The sequence below is a fragment of the Methanimicrococcus blatticola genome, assembly GCF_004363215.1.
GTDB classification, from domain to species: Archaea; Halobacteriota; Methanosarcinia; order Methanosarcinales; family Methanosarcinaceae; genus Methanimicrococcus; species Methanimicrococcus blatticola.
In genome coordinates this window covers 391,627-410,514 of sequence record NZ_SNYS01000005.1, presented here as the reverse complement: position 1 = coordinate 410,514, position 18,888 = coordinate 391,627, and the positions used below count along the sequence as shown (strand labels likewise).

Sequence of the window (18,888 nt, the reverse complement as noted above, 5' to 3'; positions counted from 1 at the left end):
TACAATTTTCAATTTTTCAATATACAATCAATCATATCTGGGTTCAATATACACCGTCAATTTCTCATCATTCAACAGAAAATCGCCGGGGTTAACGGTTTGAAAAACCACGTTCGTCTCGGAATCTTTTGCGTCCGGCTCCGCGTCTGATATGAATTCCGCTTCAATCTCCGCTTCTTTCAGAACTGCTTCCGCTTCATTTTTCGTCATTCCGTAAAGATTCGGAACTTCCGTGCGGATTATTGTAAACTGAGGCGGCGGCATCGGCCTGAATTTTATAGAAAGTGTGCTTTCTTCCCGCCTTTCAGATTCAAACAATGTATTGTATTTCATATTGGAGGGAATGATCTCGATATTTCTCGCTGTTTTTTTGACCGGACTCGTAACTTCTCCTTCTTCCGTTCTTTTTTCAGTGACGGAATATTCCATTTTGAGATCGAATTGAATTTCAGGCATCACGTACCAGGTGGCGTTTATACCGTAATCAGCCAGCTCTTTATCTTTTAAGATGGAATTCTGGACTTCGATTGAATGCATGTCCAGTTCCCGTTGTGCTTTTCCGATTCCTTTTCCGAGTTCCGTCAGCACTTCGGGAAGTGTTAAATAAAAATCAGTGGTCGGATTTTCGACTGTTTCTTGAGGCGGTTTTTCGGGCGGCATTTTAGGCGGCTCTTCCAAATCCGGTTTAACGTCTTTAATAGGTTTAACGTCTTTAATAATCGGTTCTTTTAGAATCGGTGCTTTTTCTTCAGAAGCCGAGGGGGTTTTTTGTTTCCAATCTGCCGGAGGAAATCCGTATTCTGCAATTTCTTTTGAAGATAATAAATTGAGTCCTGTCATTTCTTTAATTAGTTTAACTGTTTCCAGTTTCGTTGCCGAAGGATTCGCTTTACCAACCGCCCTTATAAGCTCACCGACGGTGTAAATGGATTGTTTATATAATATTTTCAAAGTGTCTGCAGGAATCTCAAATTCTGCTAATTCTTTATCAAAATAAGCCGTTTCACTCGGTTCAATGTTGATTTCTTGTTTCCACTCTGCAGAAGGAAGACCGCAGTCCGCAATTTCTTTAGCTTCTTTTAAACTGAGTCCTGTCATTTCCCTGATTTTTTTGATAATTTCTATTTTGGTTGCTGACGGATTGATTTTATTGGCAGCTCTTAAGAGTTCGCCGACAGTGTAAATGGATTGGTTATTGAGTGTTTTCAGAGTATCTGCCTGAATTCCCAACTCTTTTAAATTTTTATCAAAATTGATTGCTGAACCAGTCACTGAATTCCTCACAGGTTTTATTCTTCTAGGATACTGTTAGATTATTCTTTGACTGTCATCTGTCATTATTATTATATAACATTAATCCTCAAAAAAACAATCACTGTCGAATTGTTTCTGTTTTAATATTGATTTCTATCATCTAAAAATAAGCCATTTTTATAATGTTTAATAATGATATATTTTCAATTTCATTTTTCAAAAAAGATGACACAGAGAAAATCTCTGTGTCTTAATTATTCCGAAACAACTGAAAATCTTTGTTTCAAAAATTTCCCGTTTTCAGCTTCATCAATCATGGCAATTGCATAATCAGCATAACTAATTTGACTGTTTCCGGCACTGTTGACAATGAATTCATCGCCGCCGAGTTTATATTTCCCTGTTCTTTCACCGTCGGCAGCGAAATCGGCGGCGGGGCTCAAATATGTCCAATTCACGCCTTCCGTTTTCTTCAAATCATCAAAAGCAATTCCCATAGCAGTTGCGAGCGGAACAAACGCGTCCGGAAATTCGGGCGTATCCATCAAACGGATTTTGTGGTCCGAATCGACATACAAACTGCCGGCGCCGCCGACAACGAGAAGACGGATTTCTTCATGATTTTTCAAAAGGCCGGCCAGGTGGTTTAATGATTTTTGATGAAGCGGAAGCGTCTCAGGTGTCCACGCGCCGAAAGCATCAATGACGACATTAAAGTTTTTCAAATCATTGTAAGTTAAGTCAAACAAATCTTTTTCCAAAATTTTGACATCGGACATCTTGACTTTTTGAGCGTCTCTGACAATAGCCGTCACGTCATGCCCTCTTAAAACAGTTTCTTCGGTCAAACATTTTCCTTCTTTTCCCGAAGCACCGATAATTGCGATTTTCATATTTTTCCTCTTGCGATTTATTTTGTTTATTTTTTTGATTTTATTTTTTATTCTATTTTTGAATTGTATTGCCGGCAAATGCAAAATCAAAAAAGACAGATTCTTATTTGTAGTAAGCAGAAATCAAAATGTAATATAAGCACCAAAAAGTAACTATTGTTTACATATATTGATTTGAATTAATTTGTCAATAAAACCAGAATGTGATTTAAATGAAAGAATTACCGCCCTGCCCGGTTGAAGTTACGCTTCAACTAATCGGCGACAAATGGAAAGTATTGATTTTAAGAGAACTTATGCCCGGGAAAAAACGTTTCGGCGAGCTTCAGAAATCAATCAGCAATGTCAGTCAGCGCATGCTGACGCAGCAATTAAAAGCAATGGAAAAAGACGGATTGGTCAACAGAGTCGCTTACGCCGAAATTCCGCCGCGCGTTGAATATTCATTAACGGAACTTGGACGAAGTTTAGAACCGATTTTAGATTCAATGAATACGTGGGGTGAATTTTACAAAAATGAAGTTAAAGAGGCAGTTTAATCTGTTTCTTATCAGAACTTTGGTTCGAATAAATCTACAGAAACAGTCAAAAATAAATTAAAATGACTTAATTAACTCTTTTTTTAAAAAGTATATATTTTTGAAACTTTCTATACTTTATAATCGTTAAATTTAAATAAAATCTTTGTAATCTATATTTTGTCAACATTTTCCGTTTATTTGAAATGTTGCTGTCGTTTGATTTTATTTTAGATCTTTTGGGGGACAGATTAATGAATATACTGAATACAGACATTTCTACTCTTATTGAATATCATAAAAAACATCTTGCTGTTGAGAATTTCAAATATTATCAGGAAGTATTGGAGTGTTATTACGTTCCCTCCAATAAATTATTGAAAAAAATCCGCAATGATTTTGCGGAATTCCGTAACGAATTGAGAAAAGATTACGAAGCCAATCCGCATTTCAAACATGTTCCCGTTTTGAAATATCATGACGGATTATCTGAAATCATTGACGAATTCATTCGTGTCGGGCAGAAATTAAACAACGATTATCCTTACGTCGGCAAAGAATTCAATAAAGATTCAATTGTCGTTGTCGTTTCTCTCGAATCTGTTAAAAATACGCTGACGGAACAAGCATTCATAACACATGTCGACAACGGTGAAGTTGTCAAAGAGTTTGAAAGAGCGGAAGAGGCGCTTGACCGCCTGATTAAGCTGTCTGAGGCGGCCATTACCAATATTGTTCGCTCTTTAATGACAATCAATTCCGAATTAAAACGCGACTTCTCGGAATATTGTCTTTAATTATCATAAATAAAATCATAAAAACAAAAAAGAAATAAAATGAAAAATTGCAAATGTTTTTCATTCAATTTCTTTAATTATTTTTGCAGGACAGCCGGCAACAATCACATTCGCCGGTACATCTTTGGTTACAACTGCGCCTGCAGATACGATTGAATTCTCTCCGATTGTAATCCCTGCAAGAACAGTGGCTGCCGCGCCAAGCCAAACATTTTTACATATTTTAATCGGTTTTGAAACGGTACATCTTCTGGTTGCCGGATCAATCGGATGATTAATTGTCAATAAATTTACTTTTGGGCCGATCAGCACATTATCTTCGATTGTAATGCCGCCTCTGTCCATAAACGTACAGGCGTGATTCACAAAAACATTTTTCCCGATTGAAATATTCTTTCCGAAATCCGTGTAAAACGGCATCAAAATCCCGAAAGAATCATCAACCTTTTTTCCGGTCAATTCCGAAAAAAGCACTCGAATTTCTTCGGGTTCATGATAGACGGTATTCATTTCAGCCGTTATTCGCTGCGCTTCTTCAATCAACACGCTGATTTTCGGATATTCCGGATCATTGATGGAAATTATCTCTCCGGTTCTGTCCCGTTCTAAAATATCTTTTGAACTCATTCGTCCACTCTCTATATTAAATCACGCCGATTTTCTTCAGCCATTTGGAAACATCCACTTTCGCTTTCTCAATGCCGTTTTGGGAAACGCAGAATCCCTCCAAAACCGTTGAATTCGGGCACTTCTTTGCAACATCTGCCGCAGTTCTCGCTTGACCGCCCCCGCCGTGTGTACAAAACGGAACAACCGTTTTGCCCGACAAATCATTATCCGCCAGGAACGTGTCAATCGGCGGCGCATTTGTGCTCCACCAATTCGGCGAGCCGATGAAAACAATATCGTATGAATCAACGTCGTCAATTTTTGTTTTCAGCGCCGGCTTAAATCCGTCAGCGATTTCTTTCTTCGCCTGCTGAACCGTCTCATTATAATCTTTCGGGTAAGCCGTTTCCGGAATTATCTCAAAAAGCGTTCCGTCTGTTTCACTTTGAATCTGTTCCGCGATCTTCTTCGTATTTCCGGCCCAGCTGTAATATGCGATTAATATTTTTGGATTCATTTTTTGACTCATTTTTTCACCTTTTTTTTGTTATTATCTGTTTTATTGGGAATCAAAAACCGCAGTGACTTTTTCCATCTCTTCTGCGATTCGAATATGCTGCGGGCAATGACTTTCACATTTTTTACAGCTGATGCAGTCCGATGCTTTTCCGTGGTCAGCAATCAAATTTGTATAATACGCAAAATGCGGCGGCAACAAACCGAATTGATCCTGATTGTTATAGAGCGAGAAATATTTCGGAATCGGGATGTTCTTCGGGCAATCGTCAATGCAATAATTGCAGGCTGTACACGGAATCGCAAAAGCTTCCTTTATCATTTCAGAGGCTTTGGCAATGATTTCCTGCTCTTCTGCGTTGAGGGGTTCAAAATTTTCCATATAGCGGATGTTGTCTTCCATTTGTTCCATATTGCTCATGCCGCTGAGAACACAGACGACATTTTCCAAAGATGCCGCAAAACGAATCGCCCAAGACGCGACACTCATTTCCGGACGAGCATCTTTAAAGAGCTTTTCAACTTCCGCCGGAACTGTCACCAGCGATCCGCCTTTTAACGGTTCCATGACGATGACGGAAACGCCGTGCTTTGTTGCCGCTTCATAGCATTTGCGTGACTCGATGGTTTCTGTCTCCCAGTCCGCGTAATTGATTTGAAGCAGTACATAATCCATATCCGGTTGTTCCGTTAAAATTTTGTCCAAAACATCGGCTTTGTCGTGATATGAAAAACCAATCGTTTTGGCTTTGCCTTCCGTTTTCATTTTTCGCATGAAGTCAAAGCCGCCGTATTTGAGTGAATCCTCGTAACTTTTTTCTCCCAAATTATGGAGGAAATATAAATCAAAATAATCAACGCCGCATCTCTCTAACTGTTCGTCAAAATATTTTTGGCAATCGTCATTGGAAGTAATCATCCATGTCGGCAATTTATCGGAAATTGTAAAAGCGCCTCTGGGATGCCTTTTAACAACCCCTTCTCTAAATGCCGTTTCGCTGTTGCCGTTGTGATAAGGATATCCTGTATCAAAATGAGTAAATCCTTTTTCCAAGAAGTAATCCGCCATTTTGATTGTTTGTTCCATATCAATGTTTGAATAATCATTTTCATCTTTTTGCGGCAAGCGCATCAAACCGAATCCGAGTCTCTTCATTTTAATCCTCCTGAGTTGTCAGTGTTTTGAGAAAGACAAGAGAATATTTAACGTGGGCACTTACGACAGGTAAAGTAAATGTCATCGGATAAAGCGGTTGGTTCCTAAATCAAAATGTTTCTTTGTTATTTTTGCAAGTATCTGTTTTGCTGCGTTCATCTCTGCTTTGCTACGTGTGTCTTTTTTCTGCCATCACTGACCGTTGCCGGCCGCCACCACTGCCGCCACTACTGCCGCCACTCGCCGTCGCGCGCGAACAGCATGGCTTTTTAAAAAATAAGAAAAAACGCGTTTTGTTTTCTCAAAAATATGAACTCTGAACCTGTGTAAAAAAATAAAATCCAAAAAACGTTGAAAAAAGAAAAATAATAAAAAAGAAAATAGGCGATTAATTGACTTGATCGCTGTAATATTTGGTTATGATTTGCTGCATATTCGGCATATCTACTTCGTTTTCACCCGGTTTGTTCATCTGTCCCCAAATGCACATGTAATCCAGAATCGGAATCAATGATTTGCCGCGCTCCGATAACGAATATTCAACTTTTGGCGGAACTTGCGGATATTCGTTTCGAATCACCAATCCGTCAGCTTCCATTTCCTTTAAAGTCCGGCTGAGTGTTCTGTCAGAAATCGTTTGAATGCAGCGTTTGAGTTGATTGTATCGGATTTCTTCATATTCCCACATCCAATACAAAATCAGCATTTTGTATTTGCCGCTGATTAATCCGAGTGTATAGCCAAAGGTCGTGTCTTCAATATGCGTTCCGGGAGGACTGCATTTGTACATTTCGTCAATGGTCTCTTTCATACTTTACTTTGAGCATGTATGCTATTTAAAGTTATTTAGTTTATAGGAATATCCTAAAAACAATTCGTTAAAGCAACCGAAATAATCGGCCACGATAACGTATTTGATAATATATCTTACAATTTTGTATAGCAAACAACATCGGGTTTGGGATATGAAATCTCCCCGTTTTGGTGCATTCTGTCTAAAACGGCATTGATTTCTTCTTTTTCAATTTTGAAGGATTTACCGAATGTGTACATTTCATTGACCGATATGCCTTTGACAATACCGCCGTCAAAAATAACTTCAAATTGTGTTCTGATGATAGTTTCCGGATCATTCGGCAAATCTCTTAAAATTTCCCGAATATGATTCCAATTCTCAAAGTTTTCTCTCAATTCGGCTTTTCTGACATTAACGTCTTTTACCAAATTTTGAATTTCCTTTTCCATTTCTACGATGTTTTTTTCAAGCGCTGAAATCTTATTCTGCAAATCCTTTTCCTGCGCCTTTAAAATCATAGCTTTATTTAATTCTATTTCAATTGCCATGATGTGCCCCATCCTTTTCGTTTTTCATAAATATTCACTCTATATCTGTCGTTTTTATTGTTTTTTTAGAGTGCAAATTAAAAAAATCTCTTCTATTTTAAATAATTATTCATTTAGAATCTCAACTGGTGATAATTCCTAAATATGTCTATTTGAGTCACCGAAGTGCGTTTTTAAGGATAATTGTAATTCTTCATAGAATTATCGTATTTTAAAATGAATTTATTCATCATCTGTTTTTAAAACAAAAATCATTTAAAAAGCGATTTTTAAAATAAAAGTCATTAAAATAGTCGTTTTTAAAATAAAATCTGTTTTTAAAATAGGAGCGGTTTCGAAAATATTCGAAACCGTAAAACGTTATTCATTAATGTTATCTGTTTCTGCCGTGATGCGCGCCATGTCTGTGATGACCGGCAGACGCTTGTTGGTTAATTTGTTGATTCGTTTGTTGGTTACGTTCTTCTCTTACATTATTCACGCAATTATTATTCACGCAATTTAAATGACAGACGTTTTGACAATCGCCGTCGTACGGGCAATTTTCGGCGTAAATGCAAGAGCCATTTTCAGAAACGTAACATTGATTATTCAAACAGGTATTGTTTTTGTACATATTGCTGCCGTGATAAGCCAAGGCAGGTACTGCCGCCGCTAATAAAATCAGAGCGGCTGCCATAATTATTAACGTTGCTTTTCTCATTTTTTTCCACCGTTGAATTAATAATCATACTATTCTTCCCCTCTTTATAAGGGTTACTAAGCCAAAAAAAAGCTTCAGGCGGATTCGCCCGAAGCTGAGTTCATCATTAAATTTATTGTTTAGTCATTGATGGTCAATTTACCGCTTTCAATGGTAAACAAGACGGTGTAGCCATTGACATTAACGGTGTATGTGCCGTCTTTCATGGTGTTCAACTGACCGATTGTGAATTTTTCCTCGCCCCATTTCATTTCCATGGTGGACGGACCGTCACGGATTTTCAACGGAATGTAGATGTCAAATTCGTTGTCGGTGTTGTAACCAGTTGCAGCTGTAATGTTTTCTTTGTCAACGCTGTTGGAGCCGCCGCCGATTGCAATCACTGCGGTTGCGGTGATGTTATTTCCGTCAGCAGCAACGGTCACGCTGTCAATGTTGGCCGCTCTGAAAGAATACAATGTACCGTCAACGATTTCAAAACCGTATTTGTTCATTGCGTCGGTCTTGCCGCCGACAGTCACGGTGTATGCCGTTCCTTCTTTGAAGTCTTTTGTCTTGCCGAGAATAACGGTCACATTTTCGTAGCCGATGTCTCTGGTGTTAACATCGCTTGTTGTCACGGCCGGAACGAAGACATCAACATTTGTTCCGTTGATATTAACTGTAACATTGTCTTTGTCGATGGACTGGCTGTGTGTTCCCATGATCATGACAGTCATTTGGGCAATCACATTATCGCCGTCAGTGTAAATAATGACGGATTGCGCAGGCGCAGCGGTTATATTCTTATCAGATTCTTTGTCGTCAGAGCCTAAGCAGCCGCTTGCAGCAACTGCCAAAAAGGCGACGGCGAGAACCGCGAAAATCATAAGTATTTTTTTCATTTATTTATCCCCTCTTGTTTTTGGATAATTTATTTTTGATTATTTATATTTCTTAATTGGTTCCGAAAAAAACTTGAACGTCAAGTTTCCCGATGACCCCAAAAGGAACTTTCTCTTTATAACCGTTCTCTAAATTGCGGTTTCATTTGCAGTTAATGAATCCCTAAAAACAGGAAGCCGTTGGCGAAATGAAATTTTTTGACATAAAAACGGATGTAAAAAAGAAAGGATCTCGAAAATAAAATCAAACAAAAACAAAGAACCGAACTTGAATGCAAATTGATGAAAATTGAATGAAATTGAGTAAAATTGAAAATTGAATGAAATTGAATCATTCAATTTCTTTCAATCAATTATTTAACCAGTGTTAAACCAGCGAGAAACCGCCGTCAACAAGAATGTATTGACCGGTGACGTAACTTGAAGCATCAGATGCCAAATACAAAAGTGTTCCGTTTAATTCTCCTTTTTTGGCCGGGCGGCTTGCGGGGGTTAATGAATTGTACATTTTCATGAATCCTTCGTGAGCAAATAACGTGTTTTCCGTCATTTCACTTTCAAAAAGACCGGGGCCGACACTGTTGACTGTAATGTTTTCTTCCATGTACGTTGCGGCCATACCGAGCGTTAATCCGCGAACGGCAGCTTTAGATGTGTTGTAAACATGGCGCGCCAAATCGTTTCCTTTATCGGCAACAAACGCGTTAATTGAGGAAATATTGATGACTTTTCCGTATTTCTGTTTTCTCATGAGGGGGATCACATATTTTGACATCAGGAAAATGCTGGTGACATTTGCGTCCATGCTGCGGTTCCATTCTGCCATTGTCAAAGTTTCAACGGTTCCGAGCTGAGCGACGCCGGCATTGTTCAACAAAATATGGACGGTTCCGAATTCTTTCACGACTTCGTCAACTGCTTTTTTCACGTTTTCTTCTTGGGTCACGTCACATTCAACAGCAATCGCTTTTCCGCCGGCGGCAATAATTTCCTGAACGCCTGCTTCCAGTTTTTCTTTACGGCGCGCGAGCAAAGCGACAGATGCGCCGTTTTCGGCGAAAGCTTTTGCAGCGGAGAATCCGAGACCACTGGACGCACCCGTGACGATTGCAACTTTTCCTTCCAGATTAAACAGAGCCATTTTATTTTCCTCTTGATTTTTTATTAATTATAAAAAGCATCAGAGATGCTTCAATAAATGACAAAAATTCAATCGCTTAAATAGTTCTCTGTTTTCTCTGATTTGACATGACAATAAATATTGAAATTGAATCTCAAGGTCAAATTTTGAGATAAATCTTGAAATCGAATCGAAATCGAATCTTGATTTTGAAAAGCATTAAATCACAAAAGGTTTTTTAGCATATACAATGCCGAAGATGAACGTCAAAGGGAAAAAAGTCTATGTCAAACCGCTTTATTGGGCGATTTTCTGGTCAACAAAAGTAATTATCGTTTTGCTGATGATTATTTTTATTCTCCATGAGTTTACCGACGTTTTAGACGGCATCTGGATTTTCTGAAAAATTGATTTTTTCAATTTTTTTTAAATTTGTTTTTCAAAAAATCTCCCAAGGCTTTTTCTCAATACGTTTTTCAAATTTGTTTCACAAACAATTTCTTAAATTTGTTTCACAGAATGTCTCTCTCGGATTCGTTTTTAACTATTCTCCTAACTCAATTTTCATTATTTCTAAGTTTTTCCAAAAGTTTTTCCATGTCAGCCGGAACCGGTGCTTCCAAATCCAACTGTTCGCCTGAAATCGGATGAGAAAATGTCAATTTGGTTGCATGAAGGGCTTGTCTTTCAATTAATCCGGGTCGTGCTCCGCCGTACAGTTGATCTCCTGCGACCGGATGCCCCTAATGAGACATATGAACTCTTATCTGGTGCGTTCTTCCGGTGATGAGATTCAGTTCTACATAAGAATATCCTTCTCCTTCTGCAAAACGTTCTAACACTTTATATTCGGTGACCGAAGGACTCCCGTCGTCTTTTACAACTCTTTTTATGTTGTCCTCCCCTTTCCCGATCGGCAAATCAATTACGCCTTCATCCTCCTCAATAATTCCGCAAACAATTGCTCGATATATCTTTTGGATGCCGCCTTGTTTTCCCTGGGTGATAAAATGATTCTGGACGTGGGGATTTTTTCCGACAAGAATCAAGCCGCTGGTGTTCATATCCAGCCTGTTGATGAATCTGATTTTATAGGCGTCGCCTCTGTCCAGCATATATTTCATGATGCCGTTTGCCAGTGTATGGTTCGGCTGTCCTTTTGTCGGATAAATGACCACTCCCGGCTGCTTGTTAATTGCTAAAAAAGAGTCATCTTCATAGACGGCATCAATGGGTATCGGTTCCGGGTCAAAATTGCTTTTTCCTTCCGGATATTTTACCTGAACCAAATCACCCGCATTTACCGCGTCTATGAGGATGGCAGGCTCTCCATTCTTGAAAACGCTGCCATCATTGTGACGTATTTTTTGAATAAGTTTAGCGGAAACGCCTTTCTCACGTTTTAAGAGCTCCTTTATGAGGAGCCCTTCGTCGTTTTTTTTCGCTTTGTATTCAAAATCAAATTTCATAGCCGTATTTACCTTAAAGCCGTTTGAATCGGTATCTGATTTGGTGTTTGAGTTTTTATCGTGCTTTCAAACATATTCCGATTATTCGGTTTGTTCCGGTTCCGTTTCATCTTCAAAGCGGGTCGGCTCATCCGAATCAACATCAAGAGTTCCTTGAACAAATCCCGAATCCTCAGCAATGGGATCTGTGGCGGTTTCGCCTGCGGGGTCGATACCGTCCTCTTCACCCTCAATCGGCTGCTTGACCGCCGCGACGCTGACAACTTTGTCGTTTTCAGCCAGCTTCATGATGCGAACGCCTTTTGTATTACGTCCCTGCTCGCGAAGTTCGCCGACACGGATCTTTATGATGATGCCTTCCGTGCTGGTAATGATGAGCTCGTCATCTCTGCCGACAGATTTCACTGCAACGACGCGACCGTTTCTGTCATCGGTGACGATGGACATAACACCCTGCGTTCCGCGGTGCTTTTTGATGTATTCGTCAAAAGCGGTTACCTTTCCGAAACCGTTTTCAGTGATAGTCAAAAGTGCTTCTTCCGGATTTACGATGTCCATGCTGACAACTGCGTCATCCTGCTTGACAAGGCGCATGCCGATCACACCGCGGGCGGATCTGCCCATCGGACGGACTTCCTTTTCATCAAAGCGAACCGCTTTGCCGCCTCTTGAAACCATCACAACCTCTTTGTTGTCATCAGTTTGAATCACGTTGACGAGTTCATCGTTGGGCATTAAGGTTGTCGCGATAATGCCTGCTTTTCTCGGGTTCTTAAAGTCGGTGAGCGGTGTTTTCTTGACCGTTCCCTGTTTTGTCACCATCATCAAATACTGACCTTCTTTGAATTCGGAAACCGGGATTGAGGCGGTCACATATTCATCTTCCTTCAAATCAAGGAAGTTGACGATGGATTTGCCTTTTGAAGTGCGGCTTCCTTCCGGAATTTCATAGCCTTTCTTCCAATAAACGCGTCCCTTGTTCGTGAAGAACAAAATGTAATTATGCGTTGAAGAAACAAACAAATTGACGACAACGTCTTCTTCTTTTGTTTCCATGCCGATGATTCCCTTACCGCCGCGGCGCTGGCGTGAATACGTGTTCGCAGACAGGCGTTTAATGTAGCCGCGGTTGGTCATTGTAATGATGACATCTTCTCTTTGAATCAAATCTTCATTGTCAATGTCAAAACCGCCATGTATAATCTTGGTTCTGCGGTCATCGCCGTATTTTTCTTTCATTTCCATGAGTTCATCGCGAATGATTCCGTATTTGATTTCATCGCTTCCGGCAATTGTCTCGAGTTCTTTGATTTTTGCCAAAACGTCTTCGAGTTCATCCAAAATCTTTTGAATTTCCATTCCGGTAAGTCTCTGGAGTCTCATTTCCAAAATCGCTTTTGACTGAATCTCATCCAATCCGAATTTTTCCATCAAACCTTCTTTTGCGGTTTGCGTGTCGGCAGACGCTTTGATTAATTCAATCACGGGGTCAATATTATCAAGCGCGATTTTCAAACCGTTTAAGATATGTTCGCGCTCGCGGGCGGATTTCAAATCAAAAAGCGTTTTTCTTTGAATGACTTCCATTCTGTGCTTCAAATAAATCTTCAAAAGCTGACGGATTCCCATCACGCGCGGCACACCGTCAACGATGGCCAAATTGATGATACCGAAGCTCGTCTGAAGTTGGGTGTGCTTGTAAAGCTGATTCATTAAAACATCGGCGTTTGTTCCGCCGGTGAGTTCCAGTACGAGGCGAATGCCTTCGCGGTTGGATTCGTCACGAAGATCGGAAATGCCTGTCACCTTTTTATCGCGGACAAGCTCGGCGATTGTTTCAACCAATCTCGCTTTGTTCACTTGATACGGCAATTCGGTGACGACAATTTTCTGGCGGTTGCCTCTCATTTCTTCAATATGGGAGACTGCTTGAATTCTGACGCTGCCGCGACCGGTTTTGTAAGCATTGATGATGCCTTCGTTTCCTAAGATGACAGCGCTTGTCGGGAAATCGGGCCCGTGAATGACTGTCATCAATTCAGGGACATCCGCTTCCGGATTGTCAATCATCATAACGGTTGCGTCAATCACTTCTGAAATGTTGTGCGGCGGCATGTTTGTTGCCATACCGACGGCAATGCCGGTGGAGCCGTTAATCAGTAAATTCGGCAATTTCGCGGGCAAAACGGCGGGTTCCTGAAGCGATTCGTCGTAGTTGGGGCGGAAGTCCACTGTGTCTTTGTCCAAATCTTCCAGCATTTCCGCGGAAATTTTTCCGAGACGAACTTCCGTATAACGCATGGCGGCTGCTTCATCACCGTCAATGGATCCGAAGTTACCCTGACCGTCAATGAGCGGATAACGTAAAGAGAAGTCCTGTTCCAAACGAACGAGCGCGTCATAAACGGATGAGTCGCCGTGCGGGTGGTATTTACCGAGAACGTCACCGACAACGTGCGCGGATTTTTTCATCGGTTTGTCAGACGTCACGCCGTTTTCTTTCATGGAATAAAGAATTCTGCGGTGAACCGGTTTTAAACCGTCACGGGCATCCGGAAGCGCGCGGCCGATGATAACGCTCATTGCGTACTGAATGTATGACGTTTTCATTTCATCATACAAGAAAACGGGTTTGACCGAGACGTGTTCTTCATCAATTACGGGGATGCCGTCTTCATCGTCACCGCCGTCTTCACCGTTTTCTACGGGGACGTTTTTCGTTTCTTCGTCAACATCGTCGGGGAGTTCCGAGCGGCGGATGTATTCATCTAAAACGTGTTGCTGTGCTTGCTGCTGGTTGTTTTGATTTTCGTCCATTTTCCTCACCTCAGATGTCCAAATTCACCACTTCTTTGGCATGTTCCTGGATGAATTCTTTTCTCGGAAGAACCTCGTCGCCCATCAAAATCGTGAAAATTTCATCAGCGGCAATCGCATCTTCAATCGTTACCTGGAGCAAAGTGCGGGTTTCGGGATTCATTGTCGTTGACCAAAGCTGCTCGGGATTCATTTCACCAAGACCTTTGTATCGTGAAACATTAACGCCCTTGTCTCCGATTTCTTCCAGTTTTGCTTTCAACTGTCTGTCATTGTAAGCGTAATATTCCGCTTTTCCTTTCTTGATTCTGTAAAGCGGCGGCTGAGCGATATAAACATAGCCGCTGTTGATTAAATCCGGCATGTAGCGGAAGAAGAATGTTAAAATGAGCGTTCTGATGTGCGCGCCGTCAACATCGGCATCGGTCATGATGACGACTTTGTGGTAACGCAGTTTGTCAAGCTCCATTTCGTCGCCCAATCCGGCACCGAGCGCGGTAATCAAAGATCCGATTTCCGCGTTTTTAAGCGCTTTGTCCATTCTGGTTTTTTCAACGTTGAGGATCTTTCCTCTAAAAGGCAGAATTGCCTGAATGGATCTGTCGCGTCCCTGCTTGGCGGAACCGCCGGCAGAGTTACCTTCGACAAGGTAGAGTTCGCACAAAGACGGGTCACGCTCGGAGCAATCGGCGAGTTTTCCGGGAAGCGTGCTGACTTCAAGCGCACTCTTTCTGCGGGTGAGCTCTCTTGCTTTCTTGGCGGCTTCTCTTGCTTTTCTGGCGAGAAGCGCTTTTTCAAGAATCGCGGTTGCCACTTTCGGATTTTCTTCGAAATATTCGGCAAGTCCTTCGGTCACGAGAGAATCTACGATTCCTTTGATTTCGCTGTTGCCGAGCTTCGTCTTTGTCTGACCTTCAAATTGCGGCTCTAAGAGCTTTACGCTGATGATGGCTGTCAGACCCTCGCGGATGTCTTCGCCGCTCAATGACGCGCCGTCTTTGTTGTCTTTATCGAGATTATTTTTCTTGATGTAATCATTGGCGACGCGAGTCAAAGCGGATTTGAAGCCGACCATGTGCGTGCCGCCTTCGGTCGTGTTGATATTGTTGGCAAAAGAGTGGACGTTGGAGTTGTAGCTTTGCGTGTACTGCATGGAAATTTCAACGTCGGTGCCGTCTCTTTGACGGTCAAAATAAATGGGATTGTCGTGAAGAATGCTTTTGCCGCCGTTTAAATATTTGACGAACTCGATGATACCGCCTTCATAATACAGGTCGTGGTATCTTTCTTTCACGGCTCCTGAGCGGCCGGATTTCTTTTTGCTGCCGCTGTTTCCTTCTTCGTCATCTTCATCGTCTGATTCAATATTTGCCGTCAAATCAGAATCATCTTCTGCGATGTCTCCGAACTCATCTTCCAAATCCGCTTCGGGAAGTCTGAGGTCTTCTGTAATAATTCGAATGCCTTTGTTCAGGAAAGCCAATTCTCTGAGACGGTTGAGCAGGATTTCGTATTTGAAGTCAACCGTTTCAAAAATCGTCTTGTCCGGCATGAACTGAATGGTTGTGCCGGTTTTGTCGCCTTCGTATTCGCCGACAACTTCGACGCCTGAGGTTGGAATGCCGTAAGCGAATGTTTGGCGGTAAACTTTTCCGTCTCGTCTAACTTCCGCAATCAGCCATTCGGAAAGCGCGTTGACGACGGAAACACCGACGCCGTGCAGGCCGCCGGAAACTTTGTATGTGTCTTTGTCAAACTTTCCGCCGGCGTGAAGAATTGTCAAAACAACTTCAAGCGCCGGTTTCTGGTATTTCGGCTGAATGTCGACGGGAATGCCTCGGCCGTCGTCAATAACGGTTACGCTGCCGTCTTCATTGATTGTCATACGGATATTTTTTGCATATCCGGCAAGTGCTTCGTCAATACTGTTGTCAACGACTTCGTAAACAAGATGGTGAAGGCCGCGTGAATCCGTGCTGCCGATGTACATACTCGGTCTTTTACGAACGGCTTCCAAGCCTTCTAAAACTTGAATATTGGAACCGTCATATTTTTTATGTTCGTCCATAAATCAATTCCTTCGTGTGTATTGTGTGTGTTTTATGAAAAATAAATGTGATTTCAGTTGCTTTCATGCAGTTGTTTTCATGTTAACTGAATTTCAGTTGTTTTGTGTTAACTGAATTTGTGTGTTTTCTGCATCTGATTCTTTCGATTGATACCGATTTCATTAAAAATTAATGGGGTCGGCTAACAGATTTAATCCTTTTTATTTTTTCCTTTTGCGGAATTCATGTCTTTAGTTTGTGTTTTTGTAAAGACTGTTTTATTCAAAAACAGAGAATTAATTTTATTTTAAAATTCATGGTTTTTAAGGAAACAACCAAAAAATAATCGTTTAATTATATTTTTTCAATGATTGTTTTAATTGTTGTTTTGAAATCTCTGATGAAATCTGATTTTCGTATTCTAAAAAACATCATCAGTTCCGACTGTTTTTAGATTTTAAATCTCTGTTCTGTTTTACCTTTTCGGATGACAAAAAAAGGGGTTTATGGTATATAAATATTCGGGTTTGATTCGTTTTTCGCATGTTGTTTTTCTAAGTCTGAATATTCATGATTTCTTTTTAAAATATATTCTTTTTAATTCGGCTCGATTTTCGGATGGCAACTTCTGCAAAATCCTGTCACTGTGGTGGATTTTTAAAAACGGACTTTTTATCACTTTCATCAAAAGACAGAAATAGAAAAACAAATTTTAAAAAATATAACTATTATTCGGGAGGAATAATATGAACAGGTTGGAAAATAAAGTCAGTATAATTGTTGGTGCCACAAGCGGCATCGGTAGAGAAATGGCGAAATTATTCGCTGAAGAAGGATCTAAGGTCGTTTTTACAGGCCGGAGAAAAGAACAGGGCGAACAGATTGAAGCTGAAATCAAAAATGCTGGGTATGAAGCCAGTTTCTTCCAAGCGGATTCAACAAATGAAGACGATTTGAAGAAATTAGTCGCTTTCACGCTTGATAAATACGGCTCAATTGACGTTTTGTGCAACAACGCCGGTATTTTGATGGCATCTGAGCTGACGGATATTGATCTGGTGAATGAATTTGACAAAATGATGGATGTCAATGTCAAAAGTTATATTCGCGCAATGCAGCTCATCATTCCGGTCATGCAAAAACAGGGTGGCGGCGCAATTGTGAATACCGCATCAATCGGCGCACTTCAAGCGCTTCCCGCAACAGTAACGTATTCGGTTACAAAAGCAGCCGTGAAACACATGACGGAATCCGCTGCCGCTCAATATATCAAAGACGGCATCCGCATCAACGCGATATTGCCCGGCTTAACTCTCTCAGATATGATTATCGAGGGCGAGGATTTTGAACAACATATGGCTCCGTTAATTCCCATCGGAAGAACCGCAAAGCCCAGAGAGATTGCACACGGCGCGCTTTACTTGGCAAGCGATGACGCTTCTTACTGTGTCGGCACCTCGTTGATTATGGATGGCGGCTTGCTGCTGGAATAATCGCACTGCAACTGTTTATAAAAAGACTCAAATGAAGACTGTTTGTGATTTTGAGTCTTTTTATCTTTCTATTTTTCTATTTCTCTATCTTTTTATTTCTCTATTTTTCTATCTTTTTCTATCTTTTTATTTCTTTTTTGTTTTGTAAAATGAAACATCGTTTTTCATTCATTTTCAAAAAATCGAATGCCGTTTTTCATCAAATTTCTTTAAATTTACGAAAAAGGGCGTTCAGATTTGACAATTTTCATTAAACCGATGTTTCGGTTCATTTACGAAAAAAAGTTCAGATACGACCGCAATTCAAGATTTTACGAGCGAAGCGAGTAAAATTGCAGAATTGCGGATTATTCCCCGCCGCTGCTAAAACAGATTTAACAGATTGATTTATCGGTTTGATCAAAACGGCTTGTGATTTTTATTGAATGAACGGGTACGAATCTCCGTTTCCTCTGTCACAAAATTCGTAAAACGGATTAATTTAACACACTTGGAAACTGTTTGCAATGTTCATTGAATGAACGGATACGAATCTCCGTTTCCTCTGTCACAAAATTCGTAAAACGGATTAATTTAACACACTTGGAAGCTGTTTGCAATGTTCATTGAACGAATAGGTACGAATCTCCAACTCCTTCTTCACTCACTTCGTTCGTGAAATGCGTCGTTGGAGGTGGTTGTTCTGCCTTTTCAAGCCGTTTTCAAAAGCGTTGCTTTGTTTTTAATTCGTTTATCAAAACTGATTTTTGTCTTTTAATTCGTTTTTAAAGGATTCCGATTTTGTTTTTATTTTTTAAACGTAATCGGCGCGTACCCTTCAATATCATCCCAAACGCGTTCCGCTTCAAAACCCGTCAATTCAAAGACGAATGCTTCAATCACCATGAAAACCTGATTATCTTTTCTCACACAGCCGATTCTTCCGTCCTCGGCGCGCCCGAGACCGGCATGAAGATGGACAATCGGCTCGCCTTTTTCTCTGAATAAATTGCCGACGCCGACGATTTCATGCGCTTCTTCAAAACTTGTCCACATTTTGTTCGGCGGCCGCTCATTCTTTTTCGGGCCGATTACCAAATTTCCGGATTCGATTGCGCCGAGCAAAACAAAAGTCGCGGCTTGAATATTTTCTTTGGCAGCAAGCGTTTTGAGTGATTCTAATAAATCTTCGCCGTGGTCCATTCTGACGGTAAAGACACGGCCGATTTGTCCGACTCTGTAATCCATAAAAGTTCATCCTACTTTGTTTAAAAATAAGTATGATTAA

19 protein-coding genes are annotated in these 18,888 nt (G+C 40.8%); 5 read left to right on the top strand and 14 right to left on the bottom strand.

What is annotated here, in order from left to right; all coding sequences use genetic code 11:
- Positions 1–27: 27 nt before the first annotated feature.
- Positions 28–1,272, bottom strand: a complete 1,245-nt coding sequence (locus C7391_RS08435; protein ID WP_208107039.1) for a ribosomal protein L7/L12 — start codon at positions 1,270–1,272, stop codon at positions 28–30.
- A gap of 236 nt (positions 1,273–1,508) precedes the next feature.
- Positions 1,509–2,147 (bottom strand): NAD(P)-dependent oxidoreductase, encoded by a 639-nt coding sequence (locus C7391_RS01900; RefSeq protein ID WP_133516839.1) that lies wholly within the window; start codon positions 2,145–2,147, stop codon positions 1,509–1,511.
- 212 nt (positions 2,148–2,359) lie between these two features.
- Between C7391_RS01900 and C7391_RS01895 the strand changes: the two genes are divergently transcribed.
- Positions 2,360–2,686 carry a winged helix-turn-helix transcriptional regulator gene (locus C7391_RS01895; protein WP_133516838.1) on the top strand — a complete coding sequence of 109 codons (327 nt, stop codon included), beginning with the start codon at positions 2,360–2,362 and terminating at the stop codon, positions 2,684–2,686.
- Positions 2,687–2,919: 233 nt separating this feature from the next.
- Positions 2,920–3,462, top strand: coding sequence for a hypothetical protein (locus tag C7391_RS01890; RefSeq protein WP_133516837.1), 543 nt, complete (start codon positions 2,920–2,922; stop codon positions 3,460–3,462).
- 60 nt (positions 3,463–3,522) lie between these two features.
- Here the strand turns inward: C7391_RS01890 and C7391_RS01885 are convergent, their stop codons facing one another.
- The 3 genes from C7391_RS01885 to C7391_RS01875 are packed head-to-tail and all read right to left on the bottom strand — an operon-like array spanning position 3,523 to position 5,743.
- Positions 3,523–4,089: a sugar O-acetyltransferase gene (locus C7391_RS01885; RefSeq protein WP_133516836.1), complete on the bottom strand. Its 567-nt coding sequence runs from the start codon at positions 4,087–4,089 to the stop codon at positions 3,523–3,525.
- A gap of 16 nt (positions 4,090–4,105) precedes the next feature.
- Positions 4,106–4,600: a flavodoxin gene (locus C7391_RS01880; RefSeq protein ID WP_208107038.1), complete on the bottom strand. Its 495-nt coding sequence runs from the start codon at positions 4,598–4,600 to the stop codon at positions 4,106–4,108.
- A 30-nt stretch (positions 4,601–4,630) separates the two neighbouring features.
- A complete protein-coding gene (locus tag C7391_RS01875) occupies positions 4,631–5,743 on the bottom strand; it encodes an aldo/keto reductase (protein ID WP_133516835.1) in 1,113 nt (370 codons plus the stop codon).
- Between the two features lie 146 nt (positions 5,744–5,889).
- On the opposite strand from C7391_RS01875, the gene C7391_RS08225 reads away from it, so the two are divergent.
- Positions 5,890–6,063, top strand: a complete 174-nt coding sequence (locus tag C7391_RS08225) for a hypothetical protein (protein ID WP_166627360.1) — start codon at positions 5,890–5,892, stop codon at positions 6,061–6,063.
- Between the two features lie 68 nt (positions 6,064–6,131).
- Here C7391_RS08225 and C7391_RS01870 read toward each other — a convergent pair whose 3' ends face one another.
- From C7391_RS01870 to C7391_RS01855, 5 genes are all read right to left on the bottom strand, one after another.
- The gene (locus C7391_RS01870; protein ID WP_208107037.1) at positions 6,132–6,554 is read right to left on the bottom strand and encodes a winged helix-turn-helix transcriptional regulator; all 423 of its coding nucleotides are present in this window, start codon (positions 6,552–6,554) and stop codon (positions 6,132–6,134) included.
- Positions 6,555–6,670: 116 nt separating this feature from the next.
- Positions 6,671–7,087, bottom strand: coding sequence for a hypothetical protein (locus C7391_RS01865; protein ID WP_133516834.1), 417 nt, complete (start codon positions 7,085–7,087; stop codon positions 6,671–6,673).
- A gap of 373 nt (positions 7,088–7,460) precedes the next feature.
- Entirely contained in the window at positions 7,461–7,790 is a 330-nt protein-coding gene (locus C7391_RS08220) for a hypothetical protein (protein WP_166627359.1), read from the bottom strand.
- A 119-nt stretch (positions 7,791–7,909) separates the two neighbouring features.
- Positions 7,910–8,674 carry a hypothetical protein gene (locus C7391_RS01860; RefSeq protein WP_133516833.1) on the bottom strand — a complete coding sequence of 255 codons (765 nt, stop codon included), beginning with the start codon at positions 8,672–8,674 and terminating at the stop codon, positions 7,910–7,912.
- Between the two features lie 367 nt (positions 8,675–9,041).
- On the bottom strand, positions 9,042–9,815 hold the full coding sequence (locus C7391_RS01855) for an SDR family NAD(P)-dependent oxidoreductase (RefSeq protein ID WP_208107036.1): 774 nt from the start codon (positions 9,813–9,815) through the stop codon (positions 9,042–9,044).
- 229 nt (positions 9,816–10,044) lie between these two features.
- On the opposite strand from C7391_RS01855, the gene C7391_RS08215 reads away from it, so the two are divergent.
- Entirely contained in the window at positions 10,045–10,197 is a 153-nt protein-coding gene (locus tag C7391_RS08215; RefSeq protein ID WP_166627358.1) for a hypothetical protein, read from the top strand.
- Positions 10,198–10,537: 340 nt separating this feature from the next.
- Here the strand turns inward: C7391_RS08215 and C7391_RS01850 are convergent, their stop codons facing one another.
- The 3 genes from C7391_RS01850 to gyrB all read right to left on the bottom strand — a co-directional run bounded on the left by C7391_RS01850 (position 10,538) and on the right by gyrB (position 16,148).
- A complete protein-coding gene (locus C7391_RS01850) occupies positions 10,538–11,263 on the bottom strand; it encodes an RluA family pseudouridine synthase (RefSeq protein ID WP_133516832.1) in 726 nt (241 codons plus the stop codon).
- Between the two features lie 81 nt (positions 11,264–11,344).
- A complete protein-coding gene (gene gyrA / locus C7391_RS01845) occupies positions 11,345–14,080 on the bottom strand; it encodes a DNA gyrase subunit A (RefSeq protein WP_133516831.1) in 2,736 nt (911 codons plus the stop codon).
- A gap of 10 nt (positions 14,081–14,090) precedes the next feature.
- Positions 14,091–16,148, bottom strand: coding sequence for a DNA topoisomerase (ATP-hydrolyzing) subunit B (gene gyrB, locus C7391_RS01840; RefSeq protein WP_133516830.1), 2,058 nt, complete (start codon positions 16,146–16,148; stop codon positions 14,091–14,093).
- A 726-nt stretch (positions 16,149–16,874) separates the two neighbouring features.
- On the opposite strand from gyrB, the gene C7391_RS01835 reads away from it, so the two are divergent.
- The gene (locus C7391_RS01835) at positions 16,875–17,621 is read left to right on the top strand and encodes an SDR family NAD(P)-dependent oxidoreductase (RefSeq protein WP_133516829.1); all 747 of its coding nucleotides are present in this window, start codon (positions 16,875–16,877) and stop codon (positions 17,619–17,621) included.
- A 786-nt stretch (positions 17,622–18,407) separates the two neighbouring features.
- Here the strand turns inward: C7391_RS01835 and C7391_RS01830 are convergent.
- Positions 18,408–18,848 carry a PPC domain-containing DNA-binding protein gene (locus tag C7391_RS01830; protein ID WP_133516828.1) on the bottom strand — a complete coding sequence of 147 codons (441 nt, stop codon included), beginning with the start codon at positions 18,846–18,848 and terminating at the stop codon, positions 18,408–18,410.
- Positions 18,849–18,888: the final 40 nt, after the last annotated feature.

Bases quoted from the DNA above. Each gene is read 5' to 3' on its own strand.
- C7391_RS01900 (WP_133516839.1), bottom strand. From the start codon at position 2,147: ATGAAAATCGCAATTATCGGTGCTTCGGGAAAAGAAGGAAAATGTTTG.
- C7391_RS01895 (WP_133516838.1), top strand. From the start codon at position 2,360: ATGAAAGAATTACCGCCCTGCCCGGTTGAAGTTACGCTTCAACTAATC.
- C7391_RS01890 (WP_133516837.1), top strand. From the start codon at position 2,920: ATGAATATACTGAATACAGACATTTCTACTCTTATTGAATATCATAAA.
- C7391_RS01885 (WP_133516836.1), bottom strand. From the start codon at position 4,089: ATGAGTTCAAAAGATATTTTAGAACGGGACAGAACCGGAGAGATAATT.
- C7391_RS01880 (WP_208107038.1), bottom strand. From the start codon at position 4,600: ATGAGTCAAAAAATGAATCCAAAAATATTAATCGCATATTACAGCTGG.
- C7391_RS01875 (WP_133516835.1), bottom strand. From the start codon at position 5,743: ATGAAGAGACTCGGATTCGGTTTGATGCGCTTGCCGCAAAAAGATGAA.
- C7391_RS01870 (WP_208107037.1), bottom strand. From the start codon at position 6,554: ATGAAAGAGACCATTGACGAAATGTACAAATGCAGTCCTCCCGGAACG.
- C7391_RS01865 (WP_133516834.1), bottom strand. From the start codon at position 7,087: ATGGCAATTGAAATAGAATTAAATAAAGCTATGATTTTAAAGGCGCAG.
- C7391_RS08220 (WP_166627359.1), bottom strand. From the start codon at position 7,790: ATGAGAAAAGCAACGTTAATAATTATGGCAGCCGCTCTGATTTTATTA.
- C7391_RS01860 (WP_133516833.1), bottom strand. From the start codon at position 8,674: ATGAAAAAAATACTTATGATTTTCGCGGTTCTCGCCGTCGCCTTTTTG.
- C7391_RS01855 (WP_208107036.1), bottom strand. From the start codon at position 9,815: ATGGCTCTGTTTAATCTGGAAGGAAAAGTTGCAATCGTCACGGGTGCG.
- C7391_RS08215 (WP_166627358.1), top strand. From the start codon at position 10,045: ATGCCGAAGATGAACGTCAAAGGGAAAAAAGTCTATGTCAAACCGCTT.
- C7391_RS01850 (WP_133516832.1), bottom strand. From the start codon at position 11,263: ATGAAATTTGATTTTGAATACAAAGCGAAAAAAAACGACGAAGGGCTC.
- gyrA (WP_133516831.1), bottom strand. From the start codon at position 14,080: ATGGACGAAAATCAAAACAACCAGCAGCAAGCACAGCAACACGTTTTA.
- gyrB (WP_133516830.1), bottom strand. From the start codon at position 16,148: ATGGACGAACATAAAAAATATGACGGTTCCAATATTCAAGTTTTAGAA.
- C7391_RS01835 (WP_133516829.1), top strand. From the start codon at position 16,875: ATGAACAGGTTGGAAAATAAAGTCAGTATAATTGTTGGTGCCACAAGC.
- C7391_RS01830 (WP_133516828.1), bottom strand. From the start codon at position 18,848: ATGGATTACAGAGTCGGACAAATCGGCCGTGTCTTTACCGTCAGAATG.